15 protein-coding genes and 1 tRNA gene are annotated in these 15,299 nt (G+C 64.0%); 6 read left to right on the forward strand and 10 right to left on the reverse strand.

Annotated features, from left to right (window positions below; all coding sequences use genetic code 11):
• Positions 1-707 (reverse strand): FAD-dependent oxidoreductase (locus KBY74_RS10160; protein WP_254942603.1); only part of this gene is annotated, 707 nt, incomplete at its 3' end.
• A 20-nt stretch (positions 708-727) separates the two neighbouring features.
• Here KBY74_RS10160 and KBY74_RS10165 point away from each other — a divergent pair.
• Complete coding sequence (locus KBY74_RS10165) at positions 728-1,630, forward strand: fructosamine kinase family protein (protein WP_254942604.1); 903 nt, start codon at positions 728-730, stop codon at positions 1,628-1,630.
• Here KBY74_RS10165 and KBY74_RS10170 read toward each other — a convergent pair whose 3' ends face one another.
• Complete coding sequence (locus KBY74_RS10170; RefSeq protein WP_254942605.1) at positions 1,631-2,017, reverse strand: CAAD domain-containing protein; 387 nt, start codon at positions 2,015-2,017, stop codon at positions 1,631-1,633. It lies immediately after the preceding gene.
• A gap of 47 nt (positions 2,018-2,064) precedes the next feature.
• On the opposite strand from KBY74_RS10170, the gene KBY74_RS10175 reads away from it, so the two are divergent.
• From KBY74_RS10175 to KBY74_RS10185, 3 genes are all read left to right on the forward strand, one after another.
• A complete protein-coding gene (locus KBY74_RS10175) occupies positions 2,065-2,511 on the forward strand; it encodes a M67 family metallopeptidase (protein WP_254942606.1) in 447 nt (148 codons plus the stop codon).
• 11 nt (positions 2,512-2,522) lie between these two features.
• Entirely contained in the window at positions 2,523-3,695 is a 1,173-nt protein-coding gene (moeB, locus tag KBY74_RS10180; RefSeq protein WP_254942614.1) for a molybdopterin-synthase adenylyltransferase MoeB, read from the forward strand.
• Positions 3,696-3,990: 295 nt separating this feature from the next.
• The gene (locus tag KBY74_RS10185; RefSeq protein ID WP_254942607.1) at positions 3,991-4,485 is read left to right on the forward strand and encodes a response regulator transcription factor; all 495 of its coding nucleotides are present in this window, start codon (positions 3,991-3,993) and stop codon (positions 4,483-4,485) included.
• Positions 4,486-4,617: 132 nt separating this feature from the next.
• On the opposite strand, the gene KBY74_RS10190 is transcribed toward KBY74_RS10185, so the two are convergent.
• Positions 4,618-5,766 (reverse strand): cob(I)yrinic acid a,c-diamide adenosyltransferase, encoded by a 1,149-nt coding sequence (locus tag KBY74_RS10190; protein ID WP_254942608.1) that lies wholly within the window; start codon positions 5,764-5,766, stop codon positions 4,618-4,620.
• A gap of 64 nt (positions 5,767-5,830) precedes the next feature.
• Here KBY74_RS10190 and larE point away from each other — a divergent pair, with 64 nt between their 5' ends.
• On the forward strand, positions 5,831-6,691 hold the full coding sequence (gene larE / locus KBY74_RS10195; protein WP_254942609.1) for an ATP-dependent sacrificial sulfur transferase LarE: 861 nt from the start codon (positions 5,831-5,833) through the stop codon (positions 6,689-6,691).
• Positions 6,692-6,705: 14 nt separating this feature from the next.
• On the opposite strand, the gene speD is transcribed toward larE, so the two are convergent.
• Entirely contained in the window at positions 6,706-7,212 is a 507-nt protein-coding gene (gene speD, locus KBY74_RS10200) for an adenosylmethionine decarboxylase (RefSeq protein WP_106632365.1), read from the reverse strand.
• Between the two features lie 53 nt (positions 7,213-7,265).
• Positions 7,266-8,378, reverse strand: coding sequence for a DNA replication/repair protein RecF (gene recF / locus KBY74_RS10205; protein ID WP_254942615.1), 1,113 nt, complete (start codon positions 8,376-8,378; stop codon positions 7,266-7,268).
• Between the two features lie 64 nt (positions 8,379-8,442).
• Here recF and KBY74_RS10210 point away from each other — a divergent pair.
• Positions 8,443-8,516 (forward strand) — tRNA-Arg (locus tag KBY74_RS10210).
• 129 nt (positions 8,517-8,645) lie between these two features.
• On the opposite strand, the gene KBY74_RS10215 is transcribed toward KBY74_RS10210, so the two are convergent.
• The 5 genes from KBY74_RS10215 to psaD form a co-directional block, all read right to left on the reverse strand.
• Entirely contained in the window at positions 8,646-9,107 is a 462-nt protein-coding gene (locus tag KBY74_RS10215; RefSeq protein ID WP_106632363.1) for a GNAT family acetyltransferase, read from the reverse strand.
• 50 nt (positions 9,108-9,157) lie between these two features.
• On the reverse strand, positions 9,158-12,109 hold the full coding sequence (gene ppc / locus KBY74_RS10220; protein WP_254942610.1) for a phosphoenolpyruvate carboxylase: 2,952 nt from the start codon (positions 12,107-12,109) through the stop codon (positions 9,158-9,160).
• A gap of 44 nt (positions 12,110-12,153) precedes the next feature.
• Positions 12,154-13,332 (reverse strand): glutamate--cysteine ligase, encoded by a 1,179-nt coding sequence (gene gshA, locus KBY74_RS10225; RefSeq protein WP_254942611.1) that lies wholly within the window; start codon positions 13,330-13,332, stop codon positions 12,154-12,156.
• A complete protein-coding gene (locus KBY74_RS10230) occupies positions 13,329-14,882 on the reverse strand; it encodes an anthranilate synthase component I family protein (RefSeq protein ID WP_254942612.1) in 1,554 nt (517 codons plus the stop codon). The genes gshA and KBY74_RS10230 overlap by 4 nt, the downstream gene beginning before the upstream one ends.
• A gap of 68 nt (positions 14,883-14,950) precedes the next feature.
• Positions 14,951-15,299: photosystem I reaction center subunit II PsaD (psaD, locus tag KBY74_RS10235; RefSeq protein ID WP_254942613.1), on the reverse strand; the 349-nt coding region annotated here is incomplete at its 5' end.

Genomic DNA, 15,299 nt, shown 5'->3' on the forward strand with positions numbered 1-15,299 from the left:
ACCTGCATTGAGCCCTGCAGGTGCCAGAGCCCCAGCGGTGCCTGGCCCATGGCCAGCACGGTGGCGCCATAGAGGGCGGCGGTGCGATCGGCGGGCTCCTGGGAGTAGAGGCGTAGCTGCAGATCGAGAAAGCGCCGCAGGCGCGGGTCGCCACCGCAGCCTGTGAGCGCCAGCAGATCTGCCACCGTGGCGCCGGCCAGCAGGCCGCTGGCCAGGTTGGCGGGCCGCAGGGCCGGCAGCAGCTGGCCCAGATCCCAGAGCGTGCGCGGTGGTAGCACCGGATCGCGGCCAGCGAAGGCCCAGTTGGCCCGGTGCAGGGCGGCGCACAGCTGCCAGAAGCGGCCGCTGCCGGGAAACTGCAGCTCCCGCTCGTCGGCCCAGCGCTCCGGATCGCGCCAGATCCGCACCGGCGGCTGGCCATCGGCTAGATCCACCACGCAGGCCGGATCCAGGGGGGTGGCCTGCGGCACCGCCATACCGAAGTGGGCCAGCAGGCGCTGGTGGCTGCCGCCCGGTTCCAGGCCTGCCACCTGGGTGGCGCCCACATCAAAGGTGTAGGGGCCGCGGCGGAAGGTGCCGGCGCAGCCGCCGCTCTGCTGGTGGGCTTCCAGCAGTTCCACCGTCAGGCCCTCCCGGGCCAGCAGGGCTGCGGCGGTGAGGCCGGCGATGCCGGCGCCCACCACCACCACATCGAGGCGCTTCTCCATGGCGCCATGCTGGCAACCAGGTGCGCGGGCGCGCGATGCAGGCCTGGGTAGAGCAGCAGCTCGGCTGCGCCGTGGTGGCCCAGACGCCTTTGGGGGGTGGTTGTATCCACCAGGCCTGGCGGCTGGAGTTGGCTGATGGTCGCAGCTTGTTTGCCAAGACCAACGCGGCCGCAGCCCTGCCCATGTTTGAGGCGGAGCTAAGCGGCCTGCAGCAGTTGGCACAGCATGCGCCTGCCGCGCTGGTGATTCCAGCGCCCCTGGCATGGGGAGTGGCCGGCGATCTCGCCGTGCTGCTGCTCAGCTGGCTGCAGTTGGCAGGCTCACCTGGCGCCGCAGCTGAAAGTGGTTGGTTTCAATGCGGCCAGGGCTTGGCCCAGCTGCACCGCAGCAGTGCCGGCTCGGCACCAGCCCAGGGCTACGGCGCGGCGGCAGACAACTTCATTGGATCAGCCCCCCAGCCCAACGGCTGGCGCTCCGATTGGGGGGTGTTTTTTGCGGAGTGCCGCTTGGCGCCCCAGCTGGCCTGGGCCGCTAGGCGGGGAGAGCCGCTGCGGGGAGCACGGGAGCTGCTGGAGCTGGTGCCGCTACGGCTAAGCGGCCATCACTGTGAGCCGGTGCTTGTGCACGGGGATCTCTGGTGCGGCAATGCGGGCCTGCTGACCAATGGCTTCAGCACAATTTTCGACCCCGCTTGCTACTGGGGGGATCGGGAGGTGGATATGGCGATGGCCCAGCTATTCGGCGGATTTCCGAAAGCTTTTTTTAGCGGTTACGAAGATGTCTGGCCGCTGGAGCCTGGGGCCAAGGCTCGGGTCGTCCTCTACAACCTGTATCACCTTTTGAATCACGCCAATCTGTTTGGCGGCGGCTGGGGGCGCCAGGCTCAAGCCAGCATTGATCAGCTGCTAGTTAATAGGAGCTGATTAGCCCAGATATTCCTTGCGGAGGTTCTGGACCTTGGCCACCACGGCACCACGCTTTTCGCTGGTGGTGAGGTTGTGCCAACTCCACTGGCCGACAACCACCAAGCCCAGCAGTTCCAGCAGGCCAGGAACCACGGGCAGAAGGTTTATTGCGTCGAGCACTCCTTTGATCAGGATCTGAGCAACGATCACAGCCAGAATCACCCCGCTGGCTTTGCCGATCCGTCCCATCTGGCTCCAGTCCACCTGGTCCAGGGTGCCGTTCACCTTGGCAAGAATTTCGCTGTAACGCTCACTGAAGCTGGCTTCGGCTGCACCGGAGGTGGCGTCAGTCTCCACTTCAGTGGCAGTGCCCTGCTCAACCGCGTCGGTGGTGTTATCGCTCATGGACCGGTTGGGAGGCGAATGTTTGGAATGATTCATAAGGTATCGGCGTGTTCTCCCAAGCGCCAGAGCAAATCAGGGCAGATCTGCACCTGCTCACCGTTTTGCGCCCCGTTCTGGCCAGCGCAGAACCGGAGGAGGGTTGTGCCCTGCTGCTTGGTGAACGCTTGGACTTCGACTGGCAACTGCGCCTGGTCTGGCCGTGTTGCAACGTCTGGCCCCAGCCTCAGCAACGCTGCCAGCGCTTTGCGATTGATCCAAGGGAGCAGCTGCAGGCGCAGAAGTGGGGCAGGGCTCAGGGGCTGGAGCTGCTGGGCTCGGCCCACAGCCACCCCACTAGTGGGGCCGTGCCTTCTGGCACCGATCGCAGTCTGTGTGGGATATCCACTTTGATGGTGATCCTCGGGGCCCCAACCCTTGGTGGGGAGTTGGTTGCCTGGTGGCTGCCGGAAGCTCCGGCCGCGCCCCTGCGCCTGCCATGGAGAATGGTGTCCTGATCCAAGAGGCCATGCTTCCTCCCGACACCAGCGGCGTCCAGCTCAGCCCCGATGAGGTGGCTCGCTTTGCCCGGCACCTGATCCTGCCAGAGGTGGGTATGGAGGGGCAAAAGCGGCTCAAGGCTGCTTCTGTTCTGTGCGTGGGCACCGGTGGGCTGGGCTCGCCCCTGCTTCTTTATCTAGCGGCTGCCGGCGTAGGCCGGCTCGGCATCGTCGATTTCGATGTGGTCGACCACTCCAACCTCCAGCGCCAGGTGATCCATGGCACCAGCTGGGTTGGCAAGCCCAAGATTGAATCGGCCAAGGCCCGCATCCTGGAGATCAATCCCCACTGCCAGGTGGATCTCTACGAGACCGCCCTCACCAGCGAAAATGCCCTGGAGATCATTTCCGGCTACGACCTGGTCTGCGACGGCACTGATAACTTCCCCACCCGCTACCTGGTGAACGACGCCTGCGTGCTGCTGGGTAAGCCAAATGTCTACGGCTCGATCTTCCGCTTTGAAGGTCAGGCCACGGTGTTCAACCTGGATGCCGAGAGCCCGAACTACCGCGACCTGTTCCCCGAACCGCCGCCGCCGGGCATGGTGCCCTCTTGCGCCGAGGGCGGCGTGGTTGGGGTGCTGCCCGGAATCATCGGTGTCATCCAGGCCACCGAGGCGGTGAAGATCATCACCGGCATCGGCACCACCCTCAGCGGCCGGCTGCTCCTGTTCGATGCCCTGGCGATGAAGTTCCGCGAGCTGAAGTTGCGGCCCAATCCCGAGCGCCCCGTGATCGACAAACTTATTGACTATCAAGAGTTTTGCGGCGTTGGCGGCACCGCACCTGGCCAGGAGGAGGCCGGTGCGGTGGAGAGCATCTCAGTGCAAGAGCTCAAGGCCCTGCTCGATGTCGATACCAGCGACATGGTGTTGATTGATGTGCGCAATCCGCCCGAGGCTGAGATTGCTGTGATTCCTGGCGCAGTGCTGATCCCCTTGGATCAAATTGAAAACGGCACCGCCATCGAGCGGATCAAGCAGCTGGCTGCTGGGAAGCAGCTCTATGCCCACTGCAAGCTGGGCGGCCGTAGTGCCAAAGCCCTGATTGCCCTAAAGCGTGCCGGGGTGGAAGGGATCAATGTGCAAGGCGGCATTGATGCCTGGAGCCAGGAGATTGATTCGAGCCTGCCGCGCTATTAAACGGGAGCCGAATGGGAAATGATGCAGCGATTCTCTATTATTTGCTTCTGAGGGTGTAAAGGCTTTGGACGCACTTAAAACCTACGTTTCTCAGGGAGCGGTAAGTAGTCAGATTGATCGCATGCTTGCGGGGGAGAGGATTCTTTTCTGTTGCTACAGCAGGCTGATGGCAGCCTTATGGGTTCGCTCTGAGCGGGGTAGGCATTCGGGGTCCGAGTTGATGCCTGGTCATTTGATTGGTTCCTGTACGACATTTAGTGAGGGGCTCGAGCTATGTCTTTGCAAGGATCCAACCTTGCTCATTGTCACCCAGCTACTCGAGGAAGGCTCTGGCATGGATTTGGTGAATGCCGCCAAGGAGGCTAGCCCCCATCTGCGCACGGTGCTCTTTTTGCAGCATAGCAATTTGCCGCTATTTCAAGAGGCGATCAAAACCCATAGCGATGGGATTGTCTTGGAGTCGGAAATGGGGTCCGGCCACGTAATCGCGGCCATCAAGAAAGTAGTCAATGGCGGGATGTATCTCGAGCCCCTTATTGCGCAAGAGTTGGCAGGCAGTAGTCCTGATCATAATCCTGGCCTCACGCCGCGGGAGCTGGAGGTGATGAAGTATGTGGTTTGCGGCTTGAATGATCGTGAGATCGGTCAGGCTGTCTTTCTGGCCACTGATACTATTAAATATCACCTTAAGCAGGTATTCGCGAAACTTGGTGTCCATAACCGGACTCGTGCAGCTATCTGCCTTGTGCTGATGGGGTTGGTGCCACCCCCTAAGCCCCTGTTCCCTTAGGGGCAGGCTTTGGCTCTGTTGGTTGATAGATGGTTCTCGTTTGAAGCTCTTCGCAAAAGAGGCTGTATTGGATAACTGCTTGCATAGATTCGAGTTATTTTATTCTTGGTTTGCCTGAGCTGGTTGGCGTCGTTAGTAGTCGACGCCGCGCTTGAGGTCCACGCCGCGCTCGGCGTAGTGCTTATGGCACACCATCTCGGAGTGCACCGAAGCCAGGTCGAAATAGGCAGGGCGGTTCTTACAGCGGCCGGTGAGGATTACTTCCGTTTCGGCGGGCTTGCGTAGCAGGGTTTGCACGATCGGTTCCACCGGCAGCAGCTCCAGATCCACTGTCGGGTTGATCTCATCGAGGATCACCGTTTTGTATAGGCCGCTAGAGATAGCGGCCCGGGCGATCTCCCAAGCACGCTCGGCTTCCACGTAGTCGATCGGCTGCTGCTGGCCACGCCACACGATTGCATCGCGACCTGAGCGCAGGTGATCCACCAGGTGGGGATAGCTCTCGCGAAGAGCGGCTATGGCGGCATCTTCGGTATAGCCAGCGCCACCTTTGAGCCACTGCAGAATCAGCACCCGGTGGCTTTTGTCCTGGCTGATGCCACGGCCGATCGCCTGCAGCCCCTTGCCCAGGGCACTGGTGGATTTCCCCTTGCCTTCACCGGTGTAAATCTCGACGCCTTCAAGGCCGCCGGGGCCCTGGTGGGCGCGCATTTCCGAGTGCAGGTCTGCCAGTTGCACCAGCTGGCGGGGCGCACCGCGACCTGTGCAGATCACCTCCATGCCGTCGGGTTTGGCCGCCAGGGTGCGGGCTACATCTTCGACATCAAGCAGGCCCAGATCAAGCACCGGGTTGAGCTCGTCGAGCACCACCACCGAGTAGAGGTCGCTGGCGATGGCCCCTTTGGCAATGTCCCAGCCCCGCTGGGCCTCCTGCCGGTCGAAGCGGGTGGCTTCCTCGGCGCTGAAAAAGTCTCCCCTGCCGGTGCGCACCTGGTCGATCAGATGGGGAAAGCCCTGTTGCAGGGCTTCGATGGCGGCGTCTTCGTCGTAGGCCCGGCCAGGCCCCTTGAGAAAGCGCAGCAGCAGCACCCGGGTGCGTTTTTGCTCGCAGATACCAAGGCCGATGGTGCGCAGAACCACCCCTAGGGCCGCCTGGCTTTTGCCCTTGCCATCGCCGTCATAGACGTGCAGCTGGCCATGGGAGCGCTCATCGCTGCCGGCCGCCGTACGGATGCCGATACCCCGGCCCGTTCCTCGTTGCGGCGTCTGGGTGCTGCTCATATTGCGATGCTACCGGCGTCATTGGGGTGGGGGTTGCCAAGATCTGGGCAGGAGTTTGGTGGCGATGCTGTTTTCCCCGTTGGAGCTGTTGCCGCCGCCGCTGGAGCTGGCGCTGGCTTCGCTGCGTCAGCAGTTGGCGTGCCTAGATCGGCTGGTGCTGGCCTATTCCGGTGGCGTTGATAGTTCCCTAGTAGCTGCCCTCGCCGTAGAGCAACGCGGCGAGGCGGCTTTGGCGATTACGGGTGTGTCTCCGGCCCTAGCCCCCCACCTGCGGGCGGAGGCGGCGGAGCAGGCTCGTTGGCTGCGGATCACCCACCGGGAGATCGCTACGGCGGAGCTGGCAGATCCTGCCTACGCCAGTAATCCTGACCAGCGCTGCTACGCCTGCAAGCGGGAGCTGCACCGGCTGCTGGCGCCGATCGCGGCCGCGGCGGCAGGGGCGACCGTGCTCGATGGCGTCAATGCCGAGGATCTAGATGATCATCGGCCCGGCATTCGGGCCGCAAAGGAATTCGGAGTGCGTTCGCCCCTGGCCGAGGTGGGCCTTAACAAGGCCGGCGTACGCCAAATTTCTCGGTCCCTGGGATTGCCCTGGTGGGACAAGCCGGCCCAGCCGTGTCTGGCTTCGCGCTTTCCCTACGGCGAACCGATCACGGCGGAGCGGCTGGAGCGGGTGGCTGCAGCGGAAGCCTGGTTGTTGGCAAGAGGATGGCCCCAGGTGCGCGTGCGCTCCCAGGGCCAGACGGCTCGGATTGAACTGCCTCCCGCCCAATTGGATCGCGCCCTGGGTTTGTGGGCCAAGCCCGAAACCAGGCAGGCGCTGGTGGCGGCCTTCCTGGAGATGGGCTTTAGCGCCGTTGGGCTGGATCTGGAGGGGCTGGTGAGCGGCAAGCTCAACCGGGAACTGGGCTCAGCCAACCGGTGATTAGCCGGCTGAGATCAGAGGGTCACCGCGGCGGTGAACCCATGCTCCTGCAACGGATCACGCGGGCTCTCAGCAATCGACGGCGGTGTCTCGCGGCGGAAGCTGGTGAGCTTGTGGTCGTTGGCTGAAAGCTCGGCGGCGAGTACCGCACAGGCTTTTTCCGGCATCGTGTGATCACCGCAGGTGAACACATCAACCGCCGCGTAGCCCGATTCCGGCCAAGTGTGAATCGAGATATGGGATTCGGCCAGCAAGGCCAATCCCGTAACCCCTTGGGGTTCGAATCGGTGGGTGATCAGGTTGAGGAGGGTGGCACCGGCACGCTTCGCTGCTGCGGTGATGGTGTCCCTCAGGAAGGCTTCGTCGTCGAGCTTGGCGCTGTCGCAGCCATAAAGCTCAAGGATGCAGTGTTTTCCGACCGTTTCGGAAATCTGGTGAGGCAGGGGAGAGGCTGCGGTGGTAGCAGCAGGGGCCTCGGTCCATCCCGGGTTCGGGTGGAGGCAGGGCAGGGTCTGGGTCATCGAATCCGACCAAACAAGCAATTAACCATACGCTGTCAGCCGGGTGCTTGGGTCTAGCTGTCCAAGTCAGTTGGCAACTTCGGATCGAGCTTGCCGGCGCGCATCCGCACCACCTGGCTTTCGGCCTGCCAGCCCCCACTGAAGGCTCCCAGGTGGGTGGCACTCACCAGGCACTGGTGACCTTCGCCCACCGCCTCGAGCAGCAATTGTTGCCGCTCCGGGTCTAGTTCGGCGAGCACGTCGTCGAGGAGCAGCAGGGGTGGCTCCCCCAGGACGGAGCCCACAAGCTCGAGCTCAGCCAGCTTGAGGGCCAGTACCAGGGTGCGTTGCTGGCCAGCCGAGCCGTAGCGGCGGGCCGGTTGGCCGGCCAAGGCCAGCTCTAGCTCGTCCCGGTGGGGCCCCACCGTGCATTGGCCCAGCCGCAGTTCCTCCTGGCGTTGAAGCTGTAGCTGCTCAAGCAGGGACTGACGCCAAGGCTCCTCAGCCTCCTCTCCCGCCAAGACAGTGCCGCTTTGGTAATTCAGTTGCAGCTGTTCACGGCCGCCGCTGAGCCGCTCCTGCCAGGCTGCGGCCAGGGGCTCGAGGCGCCGGATCGCTCGGAAGCGGCGCCGGTGTAAGCGGGTGCCGATCACGGCCATTTGCAGATCAAAGGTGTCGAGTAGGGCCAGCAGGCTGGTTCCCCCCAGGCCGCGCCGCAGCAATTGGCTGCGCTGGCGTAGCAGCCGGCCGTAGCGACTCAGCAGGTCGCCGTAGAGAGGCTCGAGCTGCAGCACCACCCGGTCGAGCCACTGACGCCGGCCAGCGGGCTCGCCCCGCACCAGCTCGAGGTCGAGGGCGCTGAAGCCCACGCAGCGCAGCGAACCCAGCAGGTCAAGCTGGCGCTCCAGCTGCTTGCCGTTGCGCTGGGCCTGCCTGCCGGCACTTCGGCGCAGCTCCAGCTGCAGCTGGTCCCCGCCGCTGGTGAGGGCGCGCACCTGGCCGCTGGCCTCGCCGTGCTGGATCAAATCACGATCGCTACTGGTGCGGTGGGATCGCAGGCAGCCAAGTAATTCCACCGCTTCCAGCAGGTTGGATTTGCCCTCGCCATTGGCCCCGACCACCAGCAGCCGGGGAGCCTCCAGGCTCAGCTCCAGCCGACTGATATTGCGGAAACGCAGCAGCTCCAGGCGATGCAGCCGGATGGGTCTGATGCGGTGTGCGGTTAAGGTAAGCCAGGCAGGGTGCCATTAAGGGCATGTAGCTCAGTTGGATAGAGCATCAGATTCCGGTTCTGAGGGTCGGGGGTTCGAGTCCCTCCATGCTCGTCACCCAACCGCATCCCGCCCCACCTCTCCCCACCGCCGAGGCAGTCAAGGCCCAGGCGGTGGGGTTTTTGCTTAGGAACTGTGGTTTGCGGCCCAAGCCCAGCTTGAAATCAACTATCTAGCTTGAAATCAATTCTCCAGCTTGAGCCCCATGGCGCGGATGCCCCCCGGATCCACGGCAAACCCGTAGCGCTCCAGGGCAGCAAGGGCCTGGGGCGGGGCTGAAAGCGAAATACTGCACCCCGCCAGCTCCCGGCGCAATCGGCCCAAGGCGGCATGGACAAGCACCGCCAGGATCTCTGCCTCAGCTGGATCGGCAGGATCGGCGCAAAGGTCCCAGAGGTTGGCATTGAGGGCGAGGTCGCTGGTAGCTCTGACAAAACCCACCAGCTGGCCATCGGGGCCCGCCACGCCCAAGTGCCAAACGCTTAGCTCCAGCACCCGCTGCCAGCGCTCAGGCTGCCGGGGCTGATCACCCGCTGCCACCAGCAGCCTGTTGAGCGCTTCGGCACTGGGCAGCAGGCCATCGGCCAGCAGGTGATAACCATCCCTCAGTTGTGGGGCTTGGGGCTGGCTGCGGAACGGGATCAAAAGGGAGTCCAGAGCTGGGCTTATCTAGGTAGGGGCTGAAGGGAATGGACTCAGCCGGTGTTGCGCATGCCCGCCGCGATGCCGTTGATGGTGAGCAGGGCGCCTCGCAGCAGTTCACTGCGGCTATAGGTGCGCCCATCGTCGCTGCTGCTGGCGCTCGTTTCACTCATCGGTGGTTGGCGGTTTTGGTCGCGCAGGCGTCTGAGCAGGGCCACCTGCAGGAAGCCGAGCGGAATGATCGTGCGGTTGCGTAGATCCACCGAGAGCTGCAAGGCAGGATCGCCATCCAGCAGTCGGCTGTGGCCGGTGATCGCCAGCACCAGATCGCGGGTAAGGCCAAATTCGGCAGCGATCGACTGGAAGATTGCTTCAAAGGCCTCGCGGTTTTCGCTGCGGCCCAGGGCCTGGACGTAGTGGTGGGCCAGGTCGAGATCCACCTTGGAGAGGGTCATCTCCACTTTGGAAATCAGCATGCGGAAGAACGGCCAGCGCTGGTAGAGCAACCGCAGTAGCTCCAGCTGACCTGGATCCTGGTCGAGCTCCTCCTGCAGGGCGGCTCCCACCCCAAACCAGCTGGGCAACAGGAAGCGGCTCTGGGTCCAGCCGAATACCCAGGGGATGGCCCGCAGGCTTGAGAGGTCCTTGGCGCCACTCTTGCGGCGGGCCGGGCGGCTGGAGATCTGCAGCTTGCTGATCTCTTCGATTGGGGTCACCTGCTGGAAGAAGGCCACCAGGTCGGGGTTGTCGTGCACCAGGGCCCGGTAGTGGTCGCGGGAGCGGGCCGCCAGTCGGCCCATCAGCTCGTTCCAGCTGGGGGTTTCGTCAACGGGGCTGCTCACCAGGCTGTTCTGCAGCACGGCGGTGGTGACCGTTTCCAGGTTGTAGAGCGCTAGCTCCGGCAGGGAGTATTTGGAGGCCAGCACCTCCCCCTGTTCGGTGATCTTGATACGGCCGCTGAGGGTGCCGCTGGGCTGGGCCAGGATCGCCTGATAGGCGGGCCCACCACCGCGGCCCACCGAGCCGCCCCGGCCGTGGAAGATGCGGAGGGCGACGCCGTGCTCGATGGCCAGACGCTGCAGGGCGATCTGGGCCTTATGGATTTCCCAGTTGCTGGAGAGGAAGCCCGAATCCTTATTGCTGTCGGAGTAGCCCAGCATCACTTCTTGGAGTGGCTGGCCACCGTCACTGCCCAGCAGGGCTAGGTAAAAAGGATGGCGGAACAGGGTGCCCATCACCGCTGGCGCCTTCTGGAGATCCTCCACCGTTTCAAACAGCGGCACCACCAGCAGGCCGGCGCGCTGGGCAAGTGGGTCTACTAGCCCGGCCTCCTTGGCCAGCAGCAGCACCTCCAGCAAATCGGACACCGTGTGACTCATCGAGATCACATAGGTGCGGCAAATACGCGATCCGAATTCCTGCTGCAGCCTCTGCAGCATCCGGAACACGGCGAAGGTTTCGGCTGTGGCGGCACTCCATTTGGCCGTGGGCGGCAGCAGGGGGCGGCGGGTCTGGATTTCGCTGAGCAGCCACTCGACCCGCTGGGCCTCATCCATCTCGCCGTAGGGCACGGCTAACTGCAAGTAGCGGCTGAGTTCGTCGAGGGCATCGCTGTGGCGGGTGCTCTCCTGGCGGATGTCCAGGCTGGCAAGGCAGAAGGCAAAGATCTGGGCCTGGCTGATGAGGTGCTGCAGCGATTCGCAGCTCAGGCCAGTGCGCTCGAGGCTGTCTTGGATCAGTTCCAGGTCGTAGCGGAATTCATCAACCGTGCTGTAGTGCAACTCCTGGGTGGGAGCGGGGGCCATGCTGCCCCCCATCGGCGGCGGTGGGGCGCTGCCATCGCAGGGAGACTCCCAGCCGGCATCGGCCAGTTGCTGGTTGCGTTGGTGGGTGAGCCGCAGCCGCTCCATGGTGTAGCTGAGCTTGAGCCGGTAGGGCTCGAGTCGGTAGCGGGCAGCCCGCTCCTCGTAGATCTCCGGGAAGCGCAGCCGGTCCATTTCCAGCGACTCCAGCAGGGCCGGGCTCACCTGGCTCCACTGCATCGAGATGCTGAGCTGGTCACTGAGCTCGTTCACCGCCTTGAGATAGCGCTCCAGCATCAGCTGGCGTTGGTAGCAGGCGGTGCGCCAGGTGATGTCCGGTGTCACCGAGGGGTTGCCGTCCCGGTCTGAGCCCACCCAGGAGCCGAAGGTGCAGAACGAATCCCGTGGCGGTTCCACGTCTGGATAGCTCAGCTTCAGGGCGGCGCGAATGCGATCGCGTAGCTGGGGCATGGCGTCGAAGAGCACCTGCTGGAAGTAGTGCAGGGCGTAGTCGACCTCGTCGAGCACCGTCGGTTTGAACTGGTGTAGTTCGTCGGTGCGCCACCAGAGCCGGATCTCCTCCTCCAGCTGGAGTCGCAGGCCTTGGCGCTCAAGGCAATTGAGGCCGCTGCCCTGCTCCAGTTTCTGGATCAAGGTGGCCACGCGTCGCTGCTTGTGCCGCACCGTATGGCGCACAATTTCGGTGGGGTGGGCGGTGAACACCAGCCGCAGGTCGAGGGTGCGCAGCAACTTCTCCAGCTGGGCTGGCGGCACATTCAGGCTGCGCAGGCGGGCGAACAGCTGGCGAAAGGTGGCCGGGTCGGTCTGGTTGGCCAGGGCCGGCAGGAAGGGATCGCTGGGGCCGTTTTCCTGGTTTTTGAGGCTGTCGAGGTAGGTGTCCTCCTCGATGTGTTGTTCGAGGATGTTGACCAGCTGGAAATAAAGCGAAAAGGCCCTGGCCGCGGCGATTGCTTCGGCCAGATCCATCTCGCGGATCAGCTGCACGATCGCCCCAGTGACATCAGCCTCGTCTGGGTCACTCAGCTGCTTGAGGCGCAGCAGTCGCTCGGCCTGCTCGGGGGGGCATTCGCTGCGCAGCACCGTCTCCCAGAGATCTTCAACTAATTCGAGACGCTCGCCCAGCCGCCGCGTGACCCGCTGGGAAGCCGGTATCGCTTCGATGGCTGCAGCGGGAGTGGGCATGGACTGCCGCATGGGAGCTGAATTGGCGGCGGAGTGATTTTCGATCATCCCAAAGGACCAGGCACCCCGTCTGTGGCGATTGCCTCAAGTAGCTCGGCCTCCTGGCTTGCCATCGCCTCGACGGTCTGGTTGAGCAGGGTCGGGATCGACAGGCCAGCCTGGTGTCCGGCTAGCCAGCTCATGGCCTGGTTGCCCTGGTCAAGGACGCCCTGCAGGGGGGCGAGCACCCGGGTTAGGCCCAGCTCTTCAGCAAGTGGAGCCAGATCTGCCAGCTCCTGAGCAAGCCAGTCTCGGGCCTGGATCGGGGCCCCATTGCGCCAGTGCATCACGGTGGCATCAAGGCTGGAGCGGGCTGCGGCCCGGTCGTTGGCATCGGCGAGGGCGGCTAGCTGGGATGGGTCCAGGCTGCTGGCCTGGAGTGGGTCGTAACGCTCCGGTTCTCGCATCAACTGCTGTAAGCGCAGTTCGGCGAAGGCCGTGATCGCCAAAAGCACGAGTGGATCGGTGACCAGATCGCAAATGCGAATCTCCAGGCGGTTGAGGTCGTGGGGCCGGTTGTCGCCATTGGGCCGCACCGATGTCCAGAGATGGCGCACGTTTTGCATGGTGCCCAAGGCCAGTTGCTCGCCCATCCAGTCGATGTAATGCTGGTGGTCCAGGAACAGGGGCACCTCCGCTGGCGTCAGGGGAAACTGCAGCCAGCGCTGGGAATGGGCAGCGGTTACAACCCCGTCGAGAAAGGGCGAGCTGGCGCTGAGGGCCAGGAGCAGGGACGCTTCGCAGCGCATCAGGCGCAGGCCCGCAAACAGGCTGGTCATTGGCTCGAGGCCGTGGCCTGCGGTGAGCCCCAGATTGATGTGCACACTGGCTGTAACCACCTTGGTGCCGTAGGTGGCCTCGATGTAGCCGTGATACGGATTGGCCGGATCTGAGCGCTCAAAACGCTGGCTGTCCCCCAGGCTCAGCGTGCTGCCGGGGAGCAGGGTGAGCTGGCGGCTGGCGAGCCAGCGGCGCAGCCGTTGGCGGGGCTCGAGCAGCAGTTGCAGTTGCCGGGCGTAGTCGGCATCCGGGGGAGTGATGTATTCGAGGTTGCGGCAATCGGGCTCGGTTACGAACCCCTCAAGGGCGGCCGCAGCCTCGGCGCTGCAGCCCACCACCGTGCCATCGGCACGGCCGGTGTAGAGCTCAACCTCAAAACCTTTAAGCAACAGGGGGGCGCTCATGGCTGGGCCGGCAGCAGGCAAGCCAGGGCTTTGAGCATGCCGCGGGCTTTGTTCAAGGTTTCCTGGTATTCGAGTTCGGGCTTGGAGTCGGCCACTACTCCAGCGCCGGCTTGCACCTGCACGCGCCAGCCCCCGTCGGGGTGGGGCAGCACCACCATCGTGCGGATGGTGATAGCGGTGTTGAGTGCGCCGGCCAGGTCAACACCGCCGTACACCCCGGAATATGGGCCTCGGGCGTCGGGCTCCAGGGCGTGGATCAGCTGCATAGCCCGAATCTTGGGAGCGCCACTGACCGTACCGGCGGGGAAGGAGGCCATCAGCAGGTCCCATACCGTTTGGCCCTCGGCCAGCAGGCCCTCCACCTGGCTCACGATGTGCATCACGTGCGAGTAGCGCTCGATCACCATCAGCTCGCTCACCTTGACGGTGCCTGGCTGGCAGACGCGGCCCAGGTCGTTGCGGCCCAGATCCACCAGCATCACGTGCTCGGCTCGCTCCTTGGGATCAGCCAGCAGCTCCGCCTCCAGGGCCAGGTCTTCGGCCTCATCGGCGCCCCGGGGGCGCGTGCCTGCGATTGGCCGTAAAGAAGCCTTCACTCCCCCTGCGGCCGTTGGTTCTGCCTTCACCATCACCTCCGGACTGGAGCCGATCAGATACCAGCCGCCGAAGTTGAAAAACGCCATGTAGGGCGAGGGATTCACCATCCGCAGGCTGCGGTAGAGCTCGAAGGGATCGCGATCGATGCGGGTTTCCAGCCGCTGGCTGAGCACCAGCTGGAACACGTCGCCAGCTTCGATGTGCCCTTCTCCGCAGCTCACGGCGGCCTCGAAGGCCTCCTGGCTGACGTTGCTGGTGGTCCGCAAATTGGCAGCGATGTCACCGGCAGTGGCGTCGTGCCAGTTCAGGGGGGTGCCGGCACCGGGGAGGGGGCCGTGCATGCGCTCCTCCAGGGCCTGGATGCGGGCTGCGGCCGCGGCGTAGGCGGCCTGTGGATCCTGGCCGCCACTCAAATCGGCGTAGGCCACTGCGGTGATCTGGCGCTTCACCTGGTCGAATACCAGCAGACTGTCGGCCAACATCCAGCAGCCATCAGGCGGTGCACCCTCGGCCGACGTATGTACCGGCACGCTGGGTTCTATCCAACGGATCAGCTCGTAGCCCCAAAAGCCAAATAGCTGGCCCACCGGTGGCAGACCGGGGATCGGCGGGCTGGATAGGGGCTCTAGGCACTGGCTCAGCAGGTCGAAGGGGTTGCCCTGCAGCCGCTCCTCGGAGCCGGTGCGCCACTGGCGCACACTTTGGCCGCCCCGGCTGGTGAGGGTCCAGAGCGGATCAGACACCACAAAGCTCCAGCGGCCGATGCGCTCACCACCCTCCACCGACTCCAGCAGCACGCCATGACTGCTACCAGCTCCGGCCTTCAGCCAGGCGGTGAGAGGGGTTTCCAGGTCAGCAGGCCAGCGCTTCCAGAGGGGGATGAAGTTGTGGCCAGCCGCGACTGCCTCTAGAAAAGCCTGTTGGGCTAAGCCATCGCGATCGGGGCTGGGCATCGGACAAGCGGGCAGGCAAAAAAAACGGGGCGCCTGGCCCCGCCTTTATAGGGGTTGGTTAACGCAGCTCAAGCGTCGAAGGTGTTCTTGCCGGTGAACTTGAGATTGGCGGGATTTTGGTTGGCGCCGATGCGGCGGGGGTTATGACCAACCATGGTGCGACCCTCATTGACTTTCTCGGGGAAAACGCCGTCCTTGGGGTGCAGGAACTCGGTGTCGCCGCCAGGGAAGATCCGGTAAATCTTGTAATCCTCGATCCGGGGCTTGAACTTGGTGCGCAGCTGGGTGCCCAAGGCGAGGCACTGCTCCTTGCGGGCGAAGTACATCAAATTTTCGCCCGCATTCATGTGGGCCGCGCCACCGGTGGGCAGCTCGAAGACTTGCTCCTTCGGGCTGCTCCAGGTGATGGCGTATTTC

The organism is Cyanobium sp. A1C-AMD, assembly GCF_024346495.1.
GTDB lineage: Bacteria > Cyanobacteriota > Cyanobacteriia > PCC-6307 > Cyanobiaceae > Cyanobium_A > Cyanobium_A usitatum.

What these genes read in the sequence shown, in the direction of transcription:
- KBY74_RS10230 (WP_254942612.1), bottom strand. Translation starts at nt 14,882, where the DNA reads ATGCCCAGCCCCGATCGCGATGGCTTAGCCCAACAGGCTTTTCTAGAG.
- KBY74_RS10170 (WP_254942605.1), bottom strand. Translation starts at nt 2,017, where the DNA reads ATGAGCGATAACACCACCGACGCGGTTGAGCAGGGCACTGCCACTGAA.
- KBY74_RS10190 (WP_254942608.1), bottom strand. Translation starts at nt 5,766, where the DNA reads ATGAGCAGCACCCAGACGCCGCAACGAGGAACGGGCCGGGGTATCGGC.
- larE (WP_254942609.1), top strand. Translation starts at nt 5,831, where the DNA reads ATGCTGTTTTCCCCGTTGGAGCTGTTGCCGCCGCCGCTGGAGCTGGCG.
- gshA (WP_254942611.1), bottom strand. Translation starts at nt 13,332, where the DNA reads ATGAGCGCCCCCCTGTTGCTTAAAGGTTTTGAGGTTGAGCTCTACACC.
- moeB (WP_254942614.1), top strand. Translation starts at nt 2,523, where the DNA reads ATGCTTCCTCCCGACACCAGCGGCGTCCAGCTCAGCCCCGATGAGGTG.
- ppc (WP_254942610.1), bottom strand. Translation starts at nt 12,109, where the DNA reads ATGCCCACTCCCGCTGCAGCCATCGAAGCGATACCGGCTTCCCAGCGG.
- speD (WP_106632365.1), bottom strand. Translation starts at nt 7,212, where the DNA reads ATGACCCAGACCCTGCCCTGCCTCCACCCGAACCCGGGATGGACCGAG.